The organism is Burkholderia sp. BCC0405 (assembly GCF_902833075.1).
GTDB lineage: Bacteria > Pseudomonadota > Gammaproteobacteria > Burkholderiales > Burkholderiaceae > Burkholderia.
In genome coordinates this window covers 57,893-73,360 of sequence record NZ_CADFEO010000020.1, presented here as the reverse complement: position 1 = coordinate 73,360, position 15,468 = coordinate 57,893, and the positions used below count along the sequence as shown (strand labels likewise).

The 15,468-nt window shown below is 66.2% G+C and carries 14 protein-coding genes; 3 read left to right on the top strand and 11 right to left on the bottom strand.

What is annotated here, in order from left to right:
* Positions 1 to 144: 144 nt before the first annotated feature.
* The 4 genes from HWX36_RS27985 to HWX36_RS27970 all read right to left on the bottom strand — a co-directional run bounded on the left by HWX36_RS27985 (position 145) and on the right by HWX36_RS27970 (position 5,100).
* Positions 145 to 900 carry an ABC transporter ATP-binding protein gene (locus HWX36_RS27985; protein ID WP_175956638.1) on the bottom strand — a complete coding sequence of 252 codons (756 nt, stop codon included), beginning with the start codon at positions 898 to 900 and terminating at the stop codon, positions 145 to 147.
* Positions 900 to 2,684, bottom strand: coding sequence for a branched-chain amino acid ABC transporter ATP-binding protein/permease (locus HWX36_RS27980; RefSeq protein ID WP_175956636.1), 1,785 nt, complete (start codon positions 2,682 to 2,684; stop codon positions 900 to 902). The genes HWX36_RS27985 and HWX36_RS27980 overlap by 1 nt, the downstream gene beginning before the upstream one ends.
* Positions 2,685 to 2,688: 4 nt before the next feature.
* Positions 2,689 to 3,744 carry a branched-chain amino acid ABC transporter permease gene (locus tag HWX36_RS27975; protein ID WP_175956635.1) on the bottom strand — a complete coding sequence of 352 codons (1,056 nt, stop codon included), beginning with the start codon at positions 3,742 to 3,744 and terminating at the stop codon, positions 2,689 to 2,691.
* Between the two features lie 198 nt (positions 3,745 to 3,942).
* Positions 3,943 to 5,100, bottom strand: coding sequence for an ABC transporter substrate-binding protein (locus HWX36_RS27970; RefSeq protein ID WP_175956634.1), 1,158 nt, complete (start codon positions 5,098 to 5,100; stop codon positions 3,943 to 3,945).
* 336 nt (positions 5,101 to 5,436) lie between these two features.
* On the opposite strand from HWX36_RS27970, the gene HWX36_RS27965 reads away from it, so the two are divergent.
* The gene (locus HWX36_RS27965) at positions 5,437 to 5,721 is read left to right on the top strand and encodes a hypothetical protein (protein ID WP_175956529.1); all 285 of its coding nucleotides are present in this window, start codon (positions 5,437 to 5,439) and stop codon (positions 5,719 to 5,721) included.
* Positions 5,722 to 6,219: 498 nt separating this feature from the next.
* On the opposite strand, the gene HWX36_RS27960 is transcribed toward HWX36_RS27965, so the two are convergent.
* The 6 genes from HWX36_RS27960 to HWX36_RS27935 form a co-directional block, all read right to left on the bottom strand.
* Positions 6,220 to 7,194, bottom strand: a complete 975-nt coding sequence (locus HWX36_RS27960; RefSeq protein ID WP_175956633.1) for a branched-chain amino acid ABC transporter permease — start codon at positions 7,192 to 7,194, stop codon at positions 6,220 to 6,222.
* Positions 7,194 to 8,078, bottom strand: coding sequence for a branched-chain amino acid ABC transporter permease (locus tag HWX36_RS27955; RefSeq protein ID WP_011350508.1), 885 nt, complete (start codon positions 8,076 to 8,078; stop codon positions 7,194 to 7,196). Before HWX36_RS27955 ends, HWX36_RS27960 begins: the two co-directional genes overlap by 1 nt.
* Before the next feature lie 128 nt (positions 8,079 to 8,206).
* Entirely contained in the window at positions 8,207 to 9,406 is a 1,200-nt protein-coding gene (locus tag HWX36_RS27950; protein WP_175956632.1) for an ABC transporter substrate-binding protein, read from the bottom strand.
* Between the two features lie 76 nt (positions 9,407 to 9,482).
* Positions 9,483 to 10,238, bottom strand: coding sequence for an ABC transporter ATP-binding protein (locus HWX36_RS27945; protein ID WP_059682652.1), 756 nt, complete (start codon positions 10,236 to 10,238; stop codon positions 9,483 to 9,485).
* Positions 10,235 to 11,014 carry an ABC transporter ATP-binding protein gene (locus tag HWX36_RS27940; protein ID WP_021160426.1) on the bottom strand — a complete coding sequence of 260 codons (780 nt, stop codon included), beginning with the start codon at positions 11,012 to 11,014 and terminating at the stop codon, positions 10,235 to 10,237. Before HWX36_RS27940 ends, HWX36_RS27945 begins: the two co-directional genes overlap by 4 nt.
* Before the next feature lie 449 nt (positions 11,015 to 11,463).
* The gene (locus tag HWX36_RS27935) at positions 11,464 to 13,149 is read right to left on the bottom strand and encodes a GMC family oxidoreductase N-terminal domain-containing protein (RefSeq protein WP_175956631.1); all 1,686 of its coding nucleotides are present in this window, start codon (positions 13,147 to 13,149) and stop codon (positions 11,464 to 11,466) included.
* A gap of 172 nt (positions 13,150 to 13,321) precedes the next feature.
* Between HWX36_RS27935 and HWX36_RS27930 the strand changes: the two genes are divergently transcribed.
* Both HWX36_RS27930 and HWX36_RS27925 read left to right on the top strand, forming a co-directional pair.
* Positions 13,322 to 14,221 (top strand): LysR family transcriptional regulator, encoded by a 900-nt coding sequence (locus tag HWX36_RS27930; RefSeq protein ID WP_175956630.1) that lies wholly within the window; start codon positions 13,322 to 13,324, stop codon positions 14,219 to 14,221.
* A 137-nt stretch (positions 14,222 to 14,358) separates the two neighbouring features.
* Positions 14,359 to 14,892, top strand: a complete 534-nt coding sequence (locus tag HWX36_RS27925; protein ID WP_175956629.1) for a class IV adenylate cyclase — start codon at positions 14,359 to 14,361, stop codon at positions 14,890 to 14,892.
* Between the two features lie 66 nt (positions 14,893 to 14,958).
* On the opposite strand, the gene HWX36_RS27920 is transcribed toward HWX36_RS27925, so the two are convergent.
* Positions 14,959 to 15,444, bottom strand: coding sequence for an Lrp/AsnC family transcriptional regulator (locus HWX36_RS27920; protein ID WP_006408082.1), 486 nt, complete (start codon positions 15,442 to 15,444; stop codon positions 14,959 to 14,961).
* Positions 15,445 to 15,468 lie beyond the last annotated feature (24 nt).

Genomic DNA, 15,468 nt, shown 5'->3' with positions numbered 1-15,468 from the left:
TGCACAGGGCTTTTGATTGTTCCTCCGGAACTTGTCCCCTGGTTGTGAACCGCCGATGTACCGGCATCACATCTCGCCCAAAAAACAAAAACGGCGTGTTTCACGTGAAACACGCCGCCCGTTTTCCGCCAACCGCACGTCCGATCAAGCCGTTTTCTTCGCCAACCCAAGGTAGGTTTCGATCACACGCGGATTCTGCGCGAGTTCCGCCGCCGGCCCTTCCAGCGCAAACTCGCCCGTCTCCAGCACGTAGCCGTAGTCCGAGATCTGCAGCGCCGCACGCGCATTCTGTTCGATCAGCAGCGTCGCCACCCCCGTACCGCGCAACGCGCTGATGATATGAAAGATCTCCTTAACGATCAGCGGCGCCAGCCCGAGGCTCGGCTCGTCGAGCATCAGCAGGTCGGGCTTACCCATCAGCGCGCGGCCAACCGCGAGCATCTGCCGCTCGCCACCGGACAGCGTGCCCGCCGCCTGCTTGCGCCGCTCCTTCAGCCTCGGAAACAGTGCGAAGACGTGATCGAGCTGGTCGAGGAAGTTCGCTTCGCCCGCCTGTTTGCGCCGATACGCGCCCAGTATGAGGTTGTCTTCGACCGTCATCGTGCTGAACAGCTCACGCTTCTCTGGCACGAGGCACATCCCGCGTGCGACGCGCTGCTCGACCGGCAGTGCACCGACATCGTGACCGCGATACACGACCGCGCCCGACGCATGCCCGGTCACCGGTAGCGCGCCCATGATCGCGTTCAACAGCGTCGATTTGCCGGCCCCGTTCGGGCCGATCACGCTGACGATCTGTCCTGCACCAACCTTGATCGCCGCGCCGTGTAGCGCCTCCACCTTCCCGTACCGGACCGCCAGCCCGCGCACGTCGAGAATCGGTATCGTCGTGTCCGTCATCACTCCACCCCGCCCAGATACGCTTCGAGCACCGCAGGATCCTGCTGCACATCCTGTGGCAGCCCTTCCGCGATCCGTGTGCCGAATTCCATCACCACCAGCCGGTCGGTGAGATTCATCACGAAATCCATGTCGTGTTCCACGAGCAACACGCTCATTCCCTCCGCCTTCAGCCGCCGCAGCAAGTCAGCGAGTTGCTGCTTCTCCTGATAACGCAGCCCGGCGGCCGGCTCATCGAGCAGCAACAGCGTCGGGTCGCAACACAGCGCGCGCGCGATTTCGAGAATCCGCTGCTGGCCCAGCGCGAGGCTGCCCGCTTCGTCGTACATGTGCTTTTCGAGCCCGACGCGGCGGATCTGCTGTGCGGCCTCGGCCAGCAACTGCGCTTCCTCAAGGGCATTGAGCCGAGCGACGCTACGCCACACACCGGTATGGCCGCGAAGGTGCGCACCGATCGCGACGTTCTCGAGCACCGTCATCGCCGGCAACAGCTTCACGTGCTGGAACGTCCGGCCAATGCCGCGGCGGACGATCTGGCGCGATGTGAGCCCGTCGATGCGCTCGCCACGGAACGTGATCGTGCCGCCCGTCGGCTTCAGCACACCGGTCACGAGGTTGAACGTGGTCGACTTGCCGGCGCCGTTCGGGCCGATCAGCCCGATGATCTGCCCGGCTTTCACGTCGAAGCTGACGTCGTTGACGGCCACGAGCCCGCCGAACTGCTTGCGCGCGTTGTCGACGACGAGCAACGGCTCGCCGGCCATCGGCTTCGCCCGTTGCGGCAACGGCTCGGCGTGCTCGGGTACATGCGCCCGCGGCCCGCGCGGGAACAGCCTGGCGACGAACGGCCACACGCCCTGGCGCGCGTACTGCAGCAGCAGCACCATCAGCACGCCGAACACGATGATCTCGAAGTTGCCTTCCGAGCCGAGCAGCTTCGGCAGCAGCGTCTGCAGGTAGTCCTGCAGCACGGTCAGGATCGCCGCACCGAGCACCGCGCCCCACACGTGCGACACACCACCCACCACGGCCATGAACAGGAACTCGATCCCGTGGTTCAGCCCGAACGGCGTCGGGTTCACCGCGCGCTGCAGGTGTGCGTACAGGAATCCCGATACCGCCGCGAGCACGGCCGCGTAGACGAAGATCACGACCCGCATCCACGCGGTGTTCACGCCCATCGCCTCGGCCATCACGCCACCGCCGCGCAGCGCGCGGATCGCACGGCCCGGGCGGCTATTCAGCAGGTTCTGCACCGACACGATCGCGGCCAGCACGACGGCCCAGATCAGGAAGTACAGGCTGCGGCCGCTTTCGAGCTCGATGCCGAACAGGTTCAGCGCCGGAATCCCGTTGATCCCGTCGTACTTGCCGAGCAGTTCGAGGTTGCCGAACAGGTAGAACAGCGCGAGGCCCCACGCGATCGTGCCCAGTGGCAGGAAGTGACCGGACAGCCGCATCGTGACCGCGCCGAGCACGAGCGCGACGAGCGCCGTCAGCACGACGCCTGCGATCAGTGCGAGCCACGGCGATACACCGTAGCGCGTCGTCAGGAGCGCGGTCGCATAGGCGCCGATGCCGACGAACGCGGCCTGCCCGAAGCTCGTCATCCCGCCGACGCCCGTGAGCAGCACGAGCCCGATCGCGACGATCGCGTAGAGGCCGATGTAGTTCAGCAGCGTGATCCAGTATTCAGGCACCTGCAGCGCGCCGGGCAGCACCGGCAGCGCGAACAGCACCACGAGAAACACCCAGAAGGTCTTGTTGCGTCCCATCGTCTTCATCGTGTCACTCCTCTTCCTCTTCCGCGTGCGGCGTGGCGAAGCTCCGCCACAACAGCACCGGAATGATCAGCGTGAACACGATCACCTCCTTGTAGGCGCTCGCCCAGAACGACGAATACGATTCGAGCACGCCAACGAGCAGCGAGCCGGCGGCCGCGAGCGGGTAGCTGACGAGCCCGCCGATGATCGCGCCGACGAAACCCTTCAGGCCGATCAGGAAGCCCGAGTCGTAGTAGATCGTCGTCAGCGGGCCAACGAGGATCCCGGACAGCACGCCGAGCCCCGCCGCGAACGTGAACGCGAGCCGCCCCGCCTCGGTCGTGCCGATGCCGACGAGCCGCGCGCCGAGCCGGTTCACCGACGTCGCGCGCAGCGCCTTGCCGGCGATCGTGCGACCGAAGTACACGTAGAGCGCGCCGATCAGCACGAGCGCGGTCACGACGACCAGGAGGCTCTGCACCGACACGGTCATGCTGCCGATCGACAGCGACGCATCCGAGAAGCCGTTGGTGCGCGAGCCTTCCGCGCCGAACATCACGAGCCCGAGGCCGACCATCGCGAAGTGAACGGCGACCGATACGATCAGCAGCAGCAACGTCGTGCCTTCGGCGATCGGCTGGTACACGAGCCGATAGACGAATGGCCCCATCGGCACGACGATCGCGAGCGTCAGTGCGATTTGCGCAAGCATCGGCAGCGGCTGCACGGCGAAGCTGCGTGTGATCGCGAACACCGCGAGCGGCAGCAGCACGTAGCGGCTGCCGAGCGTCGCGAGCGTGCGGCCGAGCTGATGGCGCCGTTCGCGATGCCGGATCAGGCCGCCGACTTCGAGCAGGAAACACGCGATGCCCATCACGAACAGCAGCCAGCAGGTGGCGGGAAATTTCTGCGCCTGCAACGCGGCAAGCGTCAATGCACCGTAGGCGACGAATTCGCCCTGGGGAATGAAGATCACCCGCGTGACGGAAAACACCAGCACGAGCGCCAGCGACAGCAATGCATATATGGCGCCGGTCGTGATGCCGTCTTGCGCGAGGATCGCTGCAATCGAGAGATCCATACGTTTCGTGTATCGAGAATGCTGCGGAGAAACGAAAGACGGGATGGCCGACGCGCGGACGGCAAGGTCAGCGCGTCGGGCGCCAGGCAGGCGGCCCCGGCGGTTCCTGGCGGCACGGGCGCGGCCCGTCAGGCCCGGCACCCTGCCGACGGCATGCACGGCGCCACTCGCGCCGCGCACGCCGGTTTGACGTGATGCTTACTCGGCCTGCAGCTTCCACTTGCCGTCGACGATCTGCACCATCACGCGCGCACGCGTGTCGAAGCCGTTGTGGTCGGTCGGCGTCATGTTGATCACGCCATGCGACACGGGCAGGTCTTTCACGTTCTCGATCGATGCGCGCAGCGCCTCGCGGAACGCCTCGGTGCCCGGCTGGCCCTTCTTCAGCGCTTCCGGAATCGCACGCTGCAGCAGCAGCCCCGCGTCCCACGCATGGCCGCCGAACGTCGCCAGCGAGCCCGCGCCGTACGCCTTCTCGTACGCGGCCTTATAGCCGAGCGCCGGCTTCTTCACCGGGTTCGAATCGGGCAGCTGGTCGGTCACGAGCACCGGGCCGGCGGGCAGGATCTCGCCTTCGCAATCCTTGCCGCACACGCGCAGGAAGTCGTTGTTCGCGACGCCGTGCGTCTGGTACACCTTGCCCTTGTAGCCGCGCTCCTTCAGCGTCTTCGCCGGCAGCGCCGCCGGCGTGCCCGAGCCGGCGATCAGCACCGCATCCGGATTCGAGCCCATCAGCTTCAGCACCTGCCCCATCACCGACGCGTCGGTGCGGTTGTAGCGCTCGTTCGATACGACCTTCAGGCCGTTCTTCGCGGCCGCCGCGTTGAACGTGTTGTACCAGCTGTCGCCATACGCATCGGCGAAGCCGATGAAGCCGACCGTCTTCACACCGTGCTTCGCCATGTAGCCGGCGATCGCGTCGGCCATCAGCTGGTCGTTCTGCGGCACCTTGAACATCCATGCGCGTTTCGCGTCCATCGGCGAGATGATCTGGGCGCTCGCCGCGAGCGAAATCGTCGGCGTCTTGCCCTGCGACACGGGATCGAGCATCGCGAGCGAGTTCGGCGTGACGGACGAGCCGATGATCGCGTCGACGTGATCTTCATCGATCAGCTTGCGCACGTTCTGCACCGCGCGGCTCGTGTCGGATGCGTCGTCGAGCACGATGTACTGCACGCTCTTGCCGGCGATTTCCTTCGGCAGCAGCGCGATCGTGTTCTTTTCCGGAATCCCGAGCGACGCGGCCGGCCCGGTGGCCGACACCGTCACGCCGATCTTCACCTGCGCCGACGCCGTTGCCGCCGCGCATACGAGGCCCGCGGCGAGCACGGCCTCCATCCATCGATTCATTTTCATTTACGTTGTCTCCAAACGCTGCTCGAAAAAGCCACGGGTCGCTCGGGCGGCTCCCGGCTCCCAAAACAAGTTAATAATTTAACTATCTCGCCTTGCCACGCCTACGCTCGTTTTCCCGTGAAACACCTCACCTTCAACTGCGCCCAAACGACACCGCGCGCGGGCGCACCGGCCGGCGGTCGAAACGGTCGTTCGACCGTCACGATGCGCAGCAGCGGTGTCGTCTGGATGAAGAACGCGGAGAAATGCGCAATCGCGCGGGCAATCGATGTGCGCGCAACGATCAAGGAAAGGCACGGCAATCCGGCCTGATACGGTCTGGCGCGCGAGCGGCACATGATCGGGAAGCCGGCCGCTCATGCGAATGCGGATGCGGATATCGATGCGGATGCGCATGCAACGACCGGCGATGGCGCCGGAACACGCCTACAGGCCGCAGAACGGCTCGGGAAGGCCTCCGTGAGACAGGCCCAACCCCACGACGAACGAGCGGCGCCAGCCGCCCTTCCTGCCCCGATCCATCGTCCCGCGCCGCTCATCCAACCGTACTCCCTCTTCCGCATTCTGCTTGTAGGAGAACTGCCGACCGATTTTCCCGACCGCACGGTCGGCGAAAGCTGAGTGTAACGGACGCGTTTTGCGCACGCCAACCGGGTTAGCCCGAACGGCCGGCGCACGGCTGCGCATCGTTTGCGAAGGAATCGCGGAAAAGCGGAAAACGGGGGGACGTGGCGAAGCGCGGAAGAAGCGCGGTGCGAACACAAGCGCGGAATAGGGTCACTGCGCAGGCCGATGCACCATCAGCGGAAATCCGTGCACGCAAATGAAAAAGCGCTGTTGGATTCCGTCCAACAGCGCTTTGGGGTCCGGGCACTTTGTGCCTCGATTGTCTCCTCGTTCTCCACCTGCAAATTCGTTTCGCGGTGCATCAGAACTAGACCGAATCTTAAAGAGGCTTAAGCACCACGGCAACTTAGCATTTACCCCTATGGTGCATCGCCGCACGAAAATGGGGCACCAGTCTGCCGCGCGGCACCGACTTGAGCACGCTGCGACGCCCTTTCGCAGCGCACCGGATGGTGCTTCGCATCAACGTGCCGCGACGCGCGCGGCACGCGCTCAGGACGCCCTGAGCGGCTTGATCCGCGCGACTATCTCGCCGACGATGCCGCGCCGGAATGCGAGCACGCATGCGATGAAGATCAGCCCCGTGACGATCGTCGCCGATTCGCCGAGCGAATGGAACCACGCGACGCCCGTCGCCGATGCGAGCCATTCGCCGATGTCGCCGAGCCGGTCTTCCAGCGCGACGATCAGCGCCGCACCCAGCAGCGGCCCGAACAGCGTGCCCATCCCGCCGACGAGCGTCATCAGTACGACGAGGCCCGACATCGTCCAGTACGCGTCCGACAGCGTCTCGAAGCCGAGCACGAGCACCTTCAGCGAGCCGGCGAGCCCCGCGATGCCCGCCGACAGGATGAACGCGAGCAGCTTGAAGCGGTCGGTGTCGTAGCCGAGCGAGATCGCGCGCGCTTCGTTCTCCTTGATCGCGACGAGCACCTGGCCGAACGGCGAATGCACGACCCGCACGATGAACGCGCACGCGGCGACGACCACCGCCAGCACGACGTAGTACAGCGCGACGTCGTTCGACAGGTCGAGCAGCCCGAACAGGTGGCCGCGCGGCACGCCCTGCAGCCCGTCCTCGCCGTGCGTAAACGGCGCCTGCAGGTAGATGAAGTAGACCATCTGTGCAAACGCGAGCGTGATCATCGCGAAGTAGATGCCCTGCCGCCGGATCGCGAACAGCCCGACGACGAGCCCGAGCAGCGTTGCGGCAACGGTACCGGCCAGCACGCCGAGCTCCGGCGTGAAACCGAGCGTCTGCATCGAATACCCGGTCGCATAGCCGGCGGTCGCGAGGAACATCGCATGGCCGAACGACAGCAGCCCCGTATAGCCGATCAGCAGGTTGAACGCGGCCGCGAACAGCGCGAACGTGAGCACCTTCATCACGAACACCGGGTACGCGCCGATGAACGGCGCGGCGAGCAGTGCGGCGAGCAGCACGCCGTAGAGCACTTTTCTCTGCATCATTTTTCCTTGCCGAAGAGGCCCGCCGGGCGGAACAGCAGCACGATCGCCATGATCACGAACACGACGGTGGCCGACGCTTCGGGGTAGAACACGCGCGTGAAACCCTCGATCACGCCGAGCAGCAGGCCCGTGACGATCGAGCCGAGGATCGAGCCCATCCCGCCGATCACGACCACCGCGAACACGGTGATGATCATCGGCTGGCCCATCAGCGGCGACACCTGGATCACCGGCGCGGCCAGCACGCCCGCGAACGCGGCGAGCGCGACGCCGAAGCCGTAGGTGAGCGTGATCATCATCGGCACGTTCACGCCGAATGCCTCGACGAGCTTCGGGTTCTCGGTGCCCGCGCGCAGGTAGGCGCCGAGGCGCGTCTTCTCGATCACGAACCACGTCGCGAGGCACACCGCGAGCGATGCGACGACGACCCACGCGCGGTAGTTCGGCAGGAACATGAAACCGAGGTTGGTGGCGCCGGACAGCTGCGACGGCACGTCGTACGGCTGGCCGGACGAGCCGTAGATCGACCGGAACACGCCTTCGACGACCAGCGTGAGCCCGAACGTGAGCAGCAGTCCGTACAGGTGATCGAGCTTGTACAGCCAGCGCAGCATCGATCGCTCGATCAGGATCCCGAACGCACCGACGACCAGCGGCGCGATCACCAGCATCGCCCAGTACGGCAGCCCGAAATACGACAGGCCCATCCACGCGAGCATCGCACCCAGCATGAACAGCGCGCCGTGCGCGAAGTTGATCACGTTGAGCAGCCCGAAGATCACCGCAAGCCCGAGGCTCAGGATCGCGTAGAACGAGCCGTTGACGAGCCCGAGCAGCAACTGGCTCAGCATCGCCGGCAACGGAATGCCAAAAATTTCCATCGACTTAGCCGTCAGAATGAGGTTCGTTGCGTGCGCAACCTTCATGCGTCGCGTCCGCGGGCGGCGCAGCGGGCACATCGCTGCAGCCGCCACCGAGCGGCGCGCCCGCGCGCGCCGCTAAGCCCTGCTTACTTCCACAACGCGCAGCGCGATTCCTGCTTGGTTCCGAACGCCTGTTCGCCCGGAATCGTCGCGAGCACCTTGTAGTAATCCCACGGCTCCTTCGACTCCGACGGCTTCTTCACTTCCATCAGGTACATGTCGTGGATCATGCTGCCGTCCGTGCGGATGTAGCCCTTCGCGTAGAAGTCGTTGATCTTGATCTTCTTCAGCTCGGCCATCACCTTGTCGGAGTCGGTCGTGCCTGCGGCCTGGACGGCCTTCAGGTAAGTCGTCACCGACGAGTAGTCGGCCGCCTGCAGGCTCGACGGCATCTTCTTCATCTTGCCGAAGTAGCGCTGCGCCCACTGGCGCGACGCCGCGTCGCGGTTCCAGTACCAGCTGTCGGTCAGCACCAGGCCCTGCGTCGTCTCGAGGCCGAGGCTGTGCACGTCGTCGATGAACATCAGCAGCGCGGCGAGCTTCATCGTCTTCGTGATGCCGAACTCCTTCGCGGCCTTGATCGCGTTGATCGTGTCGCCGCCCGCGTTCGCGAGACCGAGGATCTGCGCCTTCGACGCCTGCGCCTGCAGCAGGAACGACGAGAAATCCGACGCGGACAGCGGGTGGCGTACCGCACCGAGCACCTGGCCGCCGTTCGCCTTCACGACATCGGACGTGTTCTTCTCGAGCGCCTTGCCGAACGCGTAATCGGCGGTCAGGAAGAACCACGTCTTGCCGCCCTGCTTCACCACCGCCGAACCGGTGCCCTTCGCGAGCGCCATCGTGTCGTAGGCGTAGTGCACCGTGTACGGCGTGCACTGCTCGTTGGTCAGCGTGTCGGCGCCCGCGCCGATGTTGATGTAGACCTTCTTCTTCTCGGCCGCGACCTGGTTCATCGACAGCGCGGTGGCCGAGTTCGTGCCGCCGACCAGCAGGTCGAGCCCGCCTCGATCCATCCATTCGCGCGCCTTCGACGCGGCGATGTCGGCCTTGTTCTGGTGATCGGCATAGACGACCTCGATCGGCTTGCCGAGCACCTTGCCGCCGAAATCGGCGACCGCCATGCGGATCGCCTCGAGGCCGCCCTGCCCGTCGATATCCGCGTATAGCCCCGACATGTCGGTGATGAAGCCGATCTTCACGGTATCCGCGGCCTGCGCGGCGCCAGCGGTGAGCGCGGCGGTCGCGAGCGCGAGACAGGCGTGTGCGAGGGTCTTCATTTTCATTGACGTCTCCTGTTGTTCTGATGCGTTGTGGTTGTTCGAAGCCGCCTCGGCTAGCGGCGAGAGAGACGGGGCGGCGTCACACCCCGAGCAGGTCGTGCAGGGTCGGCATCTTGCTTTCCAGTTCGGCCGCCTGGAAATGTTCGACGATGCTGCCGTGCTCCATCACATAGAACCGGTCGGCGAGCGGTGCCGCGAAGCGGAAATTCTGTTCGACCATCACGATCGTGTAGCCGCGCGCCTTCAGCGCGACGATCATCCGCGCGAGCGCCTGCACGATCACCGGTGCAAGGCCTTCGGAAATCTCGTCGAGCAGCAGCAGGTTCGCGCCGGTGCGCAGGATCCGCGCGACCGCGAGCATCTGCTGCTCGCCGCCGGACAGCCGCGTGCCCTGGCTCTGCCGGCGCGACGCGAGGTTCGGGAACATCGCGTAGATCTCGTCGATCGACATCGCGTGGTCGCGCGGTCCGATCGGCGGCGGCAGCATCAGGTTCTCCTCGCACGACAGGCTCGAGAAGATTCCGCGCTCCTCCGGGCAGTAGCCGATCCCGAAATGCGCGATGCGGTGCGTCGCGAGGCCGATCGTCTCGTTGCCCGCGACCTTGATCGACCCGCTGCGGCGGCCCGTGAGGCCCATGATCGCGCGCAGCGTCGTCGTGCGGCCCGCGCCGTTGCGGCCGAGCAGCGTGACGACCTCGCCGCGATGCACCGTCAGGTCGACACCGTGCAATATGTGGGATTCCCCGTACCAGGCCTCCAGGCCCGTGATCTCCAGCGCGGGCGTACCGCTTTCGACGCCGCTCAATTCGCGTTCCTCCCGTTCGCTGTGCTTCATGCGTGCGCCCCCGCGAGCGCCGCGTCGGCGCTGCCCATGTAGGCCTCGATGACGAGCGGATTCTTCGACACTTCCGCATACGAGCCTTCGGCCAGCACCTCGCCGCGCTGCAGGACGGTGATCGTGTCGGAGATGCCCGCGATCACGTTCATGTTGTGCTCGACCATCAGGATCGTGCGGCCGCTCGCGACCTTCTTGATCAGCGCGGTCACGCGATCGACGTCCTCGTGGCCCATCCCCTGCGTGGGCTCGTCGAGCAGCATCAGTTCCGGCTCCATCGCGAGCGTGGTCGCGATCTCCAGCGCGCGCTTGCGGCCGTAAGCGAGTTCGACGGTCGGCACCTGCGCGAAATCGGTGAGGCCGACCTGCGTGAGCAGGTCCATCGCGCGGTCGTCAAGCCGCTTCAGCGTGCGTTCGCTGCGCCAGAAATGGAATTCGGTGCCGAGCGCGCGCTGCAGGCCGATGCGCACGTTCTGCAGTGCGGTCAGGTGCGGGAAGACGGCCGAGATCTGGAACGAGCGGATGATGCCGCGGCGTGCCACCTGAGCGGGCCGCTCGTCGGTGATGTCGATGCCGTTGAAGACGATCTGGCCGGCCGTCGGCGTCAGGAATTTGGTGAGGAGGTTGAAGCAGGTGGTCTTGCCCGCGCCGTTCGGTCCGATCAGCGCGTGGATCGCACCGCGACGCACACGCAGGTTCACGCCGTTGACGGCCGTGAAACCCCTGAATTCCTTGGTCAGTCCGCGTGTTTCCAGAATCGTGTCGCCGAGAATCATGTTCCCTTCCGTACGAAGTCAGGCGAAGCACCGGGAAGATTCGCGAGAAGCGTCCGCGAAACAGGTCAGCGGATGAGTGGGCTGCCCCGGGCGCCGTGTCACGCCTCGAGGGTGGTCTCCCGCGCCGACGCGTATGCACGCTGCGCCACATTGTCTCGCCGTTGGTGCAGTGCAATCATCGGGATTTGCACTTATAGGGCTGGCCGCCATCTCGCGCGCGACTGTGCACGGTTTTTCACCGCGTTTTTTTGATACGTGCATCATCGCGTATTGACCATCCGCACGGCCCGGCACGTACGCAACAAAAAAGCCGCGCGGCTGCACGGCTTGCATGGATCTTGCCGGCGAACCGGCATAATCGGCACCGACGCCGCAACAGCAGCTTGTTTCGCATAGCGAATCAGCGGGCGTCATCATGACCGCCCGCTGTCGTGCGTGTCAGCGTCCCGTCACACGGGTGTCGCCGCGGCCTCCGTGCGCACCGGCGTCGCTTCGCGTGCCGCGCGGCGATCGGCACGGATCATGTCGCTCGCGCGCTCGGCGATCATCAGCGTCGGCGAATTGGTGTTGCCCGATGTAATGAACGGCATCACCGATGCATCGACGATCCGCAGCCCGGCGATGCCGCGCACGCGCAGCCGGCTGTCGACCACCGCGCGCTCATCGTCGGCACGCCCCATCCGGCAGGTGCCGACCGGATGGAAAATCGTCGTGCCGACGGCGCCGGCCGCCTCGATCAGCTCGGCTTCGCTCCGGTACTGCGCGCCCGGCAGGATTTCCTCGGGACGATAGCGTGCGAGCGCCGGCGCGGACGCGATCCGGCGCGTGAGCCGCAGCGCGTTCGCGGCGACGTGGCGATCGTGATCGGTCGACAGATAGTTCGGCGCGATCGCGGGGGCCATACCCGGATCGGCACTCGCGATATGCACGCTGCCGCGCGACGTCGGCCGCAGATGGCACACGGAGGCGGTGAACGCATTGAAGCTGTGCAGCGGCTCGCCGAAGCGTTCGAGCGACAGCGGCTGCACGTGGTATTCGAGATCGGGGCGCGTGAGCGCGGGATCGTCCGGATCGGATTTCGCGAACGCGCCGAGCTGCGACGGCGCCATCGACATCGGCCCGCGCTGCAGCAACGCATATTCGGCGCCGATCATCAGCTTGCCCCACCAGTGCGCGGACAGCGTGTTCAGCGTGCGCACGCCTTCGACGCGAAACGCCATCCGCAATTGCAGGTGATCCTGCAGGTTTTCGCCGACGCCGGGCAGATCCTGCACGACGTCGATGCCGAGCGCCTGCAGCCGCCGGCCATCGCCGATACCCGACAGTTCGAGCAGCTGCGGCGAATTCACGGCGCCGGACGTCAGCAGCACCTCCGAACGCGCCCGTGCAACGTAATCGGTGCCGCCGCCGCGATATTCGACGCCGACCGCGCGCCGACCGTCGAAGATCACGCGCTGCGCCTGCGCGCCGGTGATGACGGTCAGGTTCGGGCGTGCCATCGCGGGCCGCAGGAACGCTTTCGAGGTATTCCAGCGCACGCCGCGCTTCTGGTTCACCTCGAAATAGCCGACCCCGGTATTGTCGCCACGATTGAAATCGTCGGTTGCCGGGATCCCCGTCTGCTGCGCGGCCTGCGCGAACGATTCGAGGATCTCCCAGCGCAGCCGCTGCTTCTCGACGCGCCAGTAGCCACCCGCGCCGTGCGCATCGCTCGCGCCCGCATGGTGATCCTCGCTGCGCTTGAAGATCGGCAGCACGCTGTCCCACGACCAGCCGGCGTCGCCGGTTTCCTGCGCCCAGCCGTCGTAATCCTCGCGCTGGCCACGCATGTAGATCATCCCGTTGATCGACGAGCAGCCGCCGAGCACGCGGCCGCGCGGGTACGAAAGCGCACGGCCGTTGAGCGCCGCTTCGGGCTGCGTCTTGTACAGCCAGTCGGTGCGCGGGTTGCCGATGCAATACAGATAGCCGACCGGGATGTGGATCCAGTGATAGTCGTCCTTGCCGCCCGCTTCGAGCAGCAGCACGCGGATGTCGGGATCTTCGGTCAGGCGGTTCGCGAGCACGCAGCCCGCGGTGCCCGCGCCGACGATCACGTAATCGAATTCGCCTTCTAGCGTGCGTTGTGTAGTCACGGTTTGTCTCCTGTCACGCGGCGCAACGCCGCGCGTCATTTCCAGCATAGTGTGTCGCGAGCCACGCTTGCGGCCCCGCGCGCCCCGCGCCGATGAAGCGTACTCCGGCCGCCGGCCGCCGATCCAATGAGTTATGCTGAAGTGCGTTATAAGCCGCGCTCATATCACGACGATGGATCTCACCCTGCTCCGCGCGTTCGCGACGGTCGCGCGCGAAGGCAACCTGACGCGCGCCGCCGTGCAACTGCACCTGACGCAGCCGGCGGTCAGCCTGCAGATCAAGCATCTGCAGGAAACACTCGGCGTCACGCTGTTTACGCGCACGTCGCGCGGTCTCGCACTGACGCGCGACGGGCAGACGCTGCTGCCGCATGCGGAACGCGCGCTCGCCTCGGCGGCCGACGTGGAGCGCGCCGCTGCTGCGCTGCGACACGAGGTGCGCGGCCGGCTGCGGATCGGCACGATCCTCGATCCGGGCTTCCTGCGGCTCGGCGGCTTCCTGCGCGCGCTCGTCGAAACCCATCCGCAGATCGAGACGGCGCTGCGGCACGGCATGTCGGGCTGGGTGATCGAACAGGTGCGCGCGCAGGCGCTCGACGTCGGCTACTACATCGGCTGGCCGGGTGAGGACGATCCGCTCGACGGCGCGCTGTTCCACACCGTCACGCTCACGCATTTCCAGTACCGCGTGCTCGCGCCGGCCGGCTGGAAGGAGCGCGTGCAGCGCGCCCATGACTGGCGTTCGCTCGCGACGCTGCCGTGGATCTGGACGCCGCCGGCGTCCGCGCACCACCGGCTGCTGTCGCGGCGCTTCGCCGATGCCGGCGCGCAGCCGCTCAAGGTCGCCGAGGTCGACCAGGAGCAGTCGATGCTCGATCTCGTCAAATCGGGGATCGGGTTGACGCTCGCGCGCGACTCGACCGCGCTGGCCGAAGCGCACGCGCATGCGCTGACGATCGTCGAGCCCGTGACGGTGCCCACCGAACTGACGTTCGTGACGCTCGCCGAGCGGCGCGACGAACCGGCGATCGCGGCCGCGCTGCGGCTGATCGAGGCGCAGTGGTCGATATGAGCGGTGCTGATGACGACGCGTCCGGGCCCGGGCGCGTCATCTCGCCACGCCCCCCGCCCGTCGTCACGCCACCGTCTCCGCGTTTTTGCTAGATTGTGCGTTCGCACACCGCGAGACCCCGATTGAAGGAGACCCGCATGGCCCGCAACATCGAGATCAAAGCCCGCGCCCGCGAATTCGACCAGCTGCGCGAACAGGCGGCCAGGCTCGCGACCGAGGCGCCGCTGTTCTATCGCCAGCAGGATTTCTTCTATGACGTGCCGCGCGGCCGGCTGAAGCTGCGCCGCTTCGAGGACGGCACGCCGGCCGAACTGATCTTCTACCAGCGCGACGATCGCGACGGCCCGAAGGCGTCGTACTACACGCGCAGCCCGGTGACGAACCCCGACGCGATGCACGCGCTGCTCGCCACCGCGCTGACCACGCGCGGAATCGTGACGAAGGAACGGCACGTGTACCTCGCGGGCCGCACCCGCATCCACCTCGACCGCGTCGACGGCCTCGGCGATTTCATCGAACTGGAAGTCGTGCTCGGCCCCGATGACGACGAAGCCGGCGGCGAAGCCGAAGCGCACGACGTGTTCGCGAAGCTCGGCGTGTCGCAGGACGATCTCGTCGCGGTCGCGTACGTCGACCTGCTGAACGCCGACACGCGGCACGAAGCGACCTGATCCGGCCCCGCTCTACCGCGGCGCCACCCGCGCCGCCTTCGCCCCTGCCGCCGCCCGGTCGCCGCGTCAGGCGGCGCCCGGCGCCAGGTGCGCGAGCGGCAGCGCGCCGTTGCGCTTGAAGGTCGTCAGCACGATGTTCGAGCGCACGCTGTCCACGCCCGGCACGCGCATCAGCTTCTTCATCACGAACTGCGACAGCGCGTTCAGGTCGGGCGCGACGATCCGCAGCAGGTAATCCGCGTCACCCACCACCGCATGGCATTCGAGCACTTCGGGCAGCACGTCGATCTGCTGCTGGAACTGCTCGATGATCGAATCGCCGTGATGCTTGAGCTTCAGGCTCGTGAACGCGGTGACGCCGAGCCCGAGCTTTTCGGGGCGCAGCATCACGCGATAGCCTTCGATCACGCCGGCCGCCTCGAGCCGCTGCAGCCGCCGGCCGATCTGCGACGGCGACAGCGGCACCTCCTCGCCGAGCTGCTGGTGCGTCGCGCGCCCGAAGCGCTGCAGCACGTCCAGCAACGCAAGATCGAAATGATCGAGTTCCAGCATGAGCATTCTCCGCATTGATTCGTG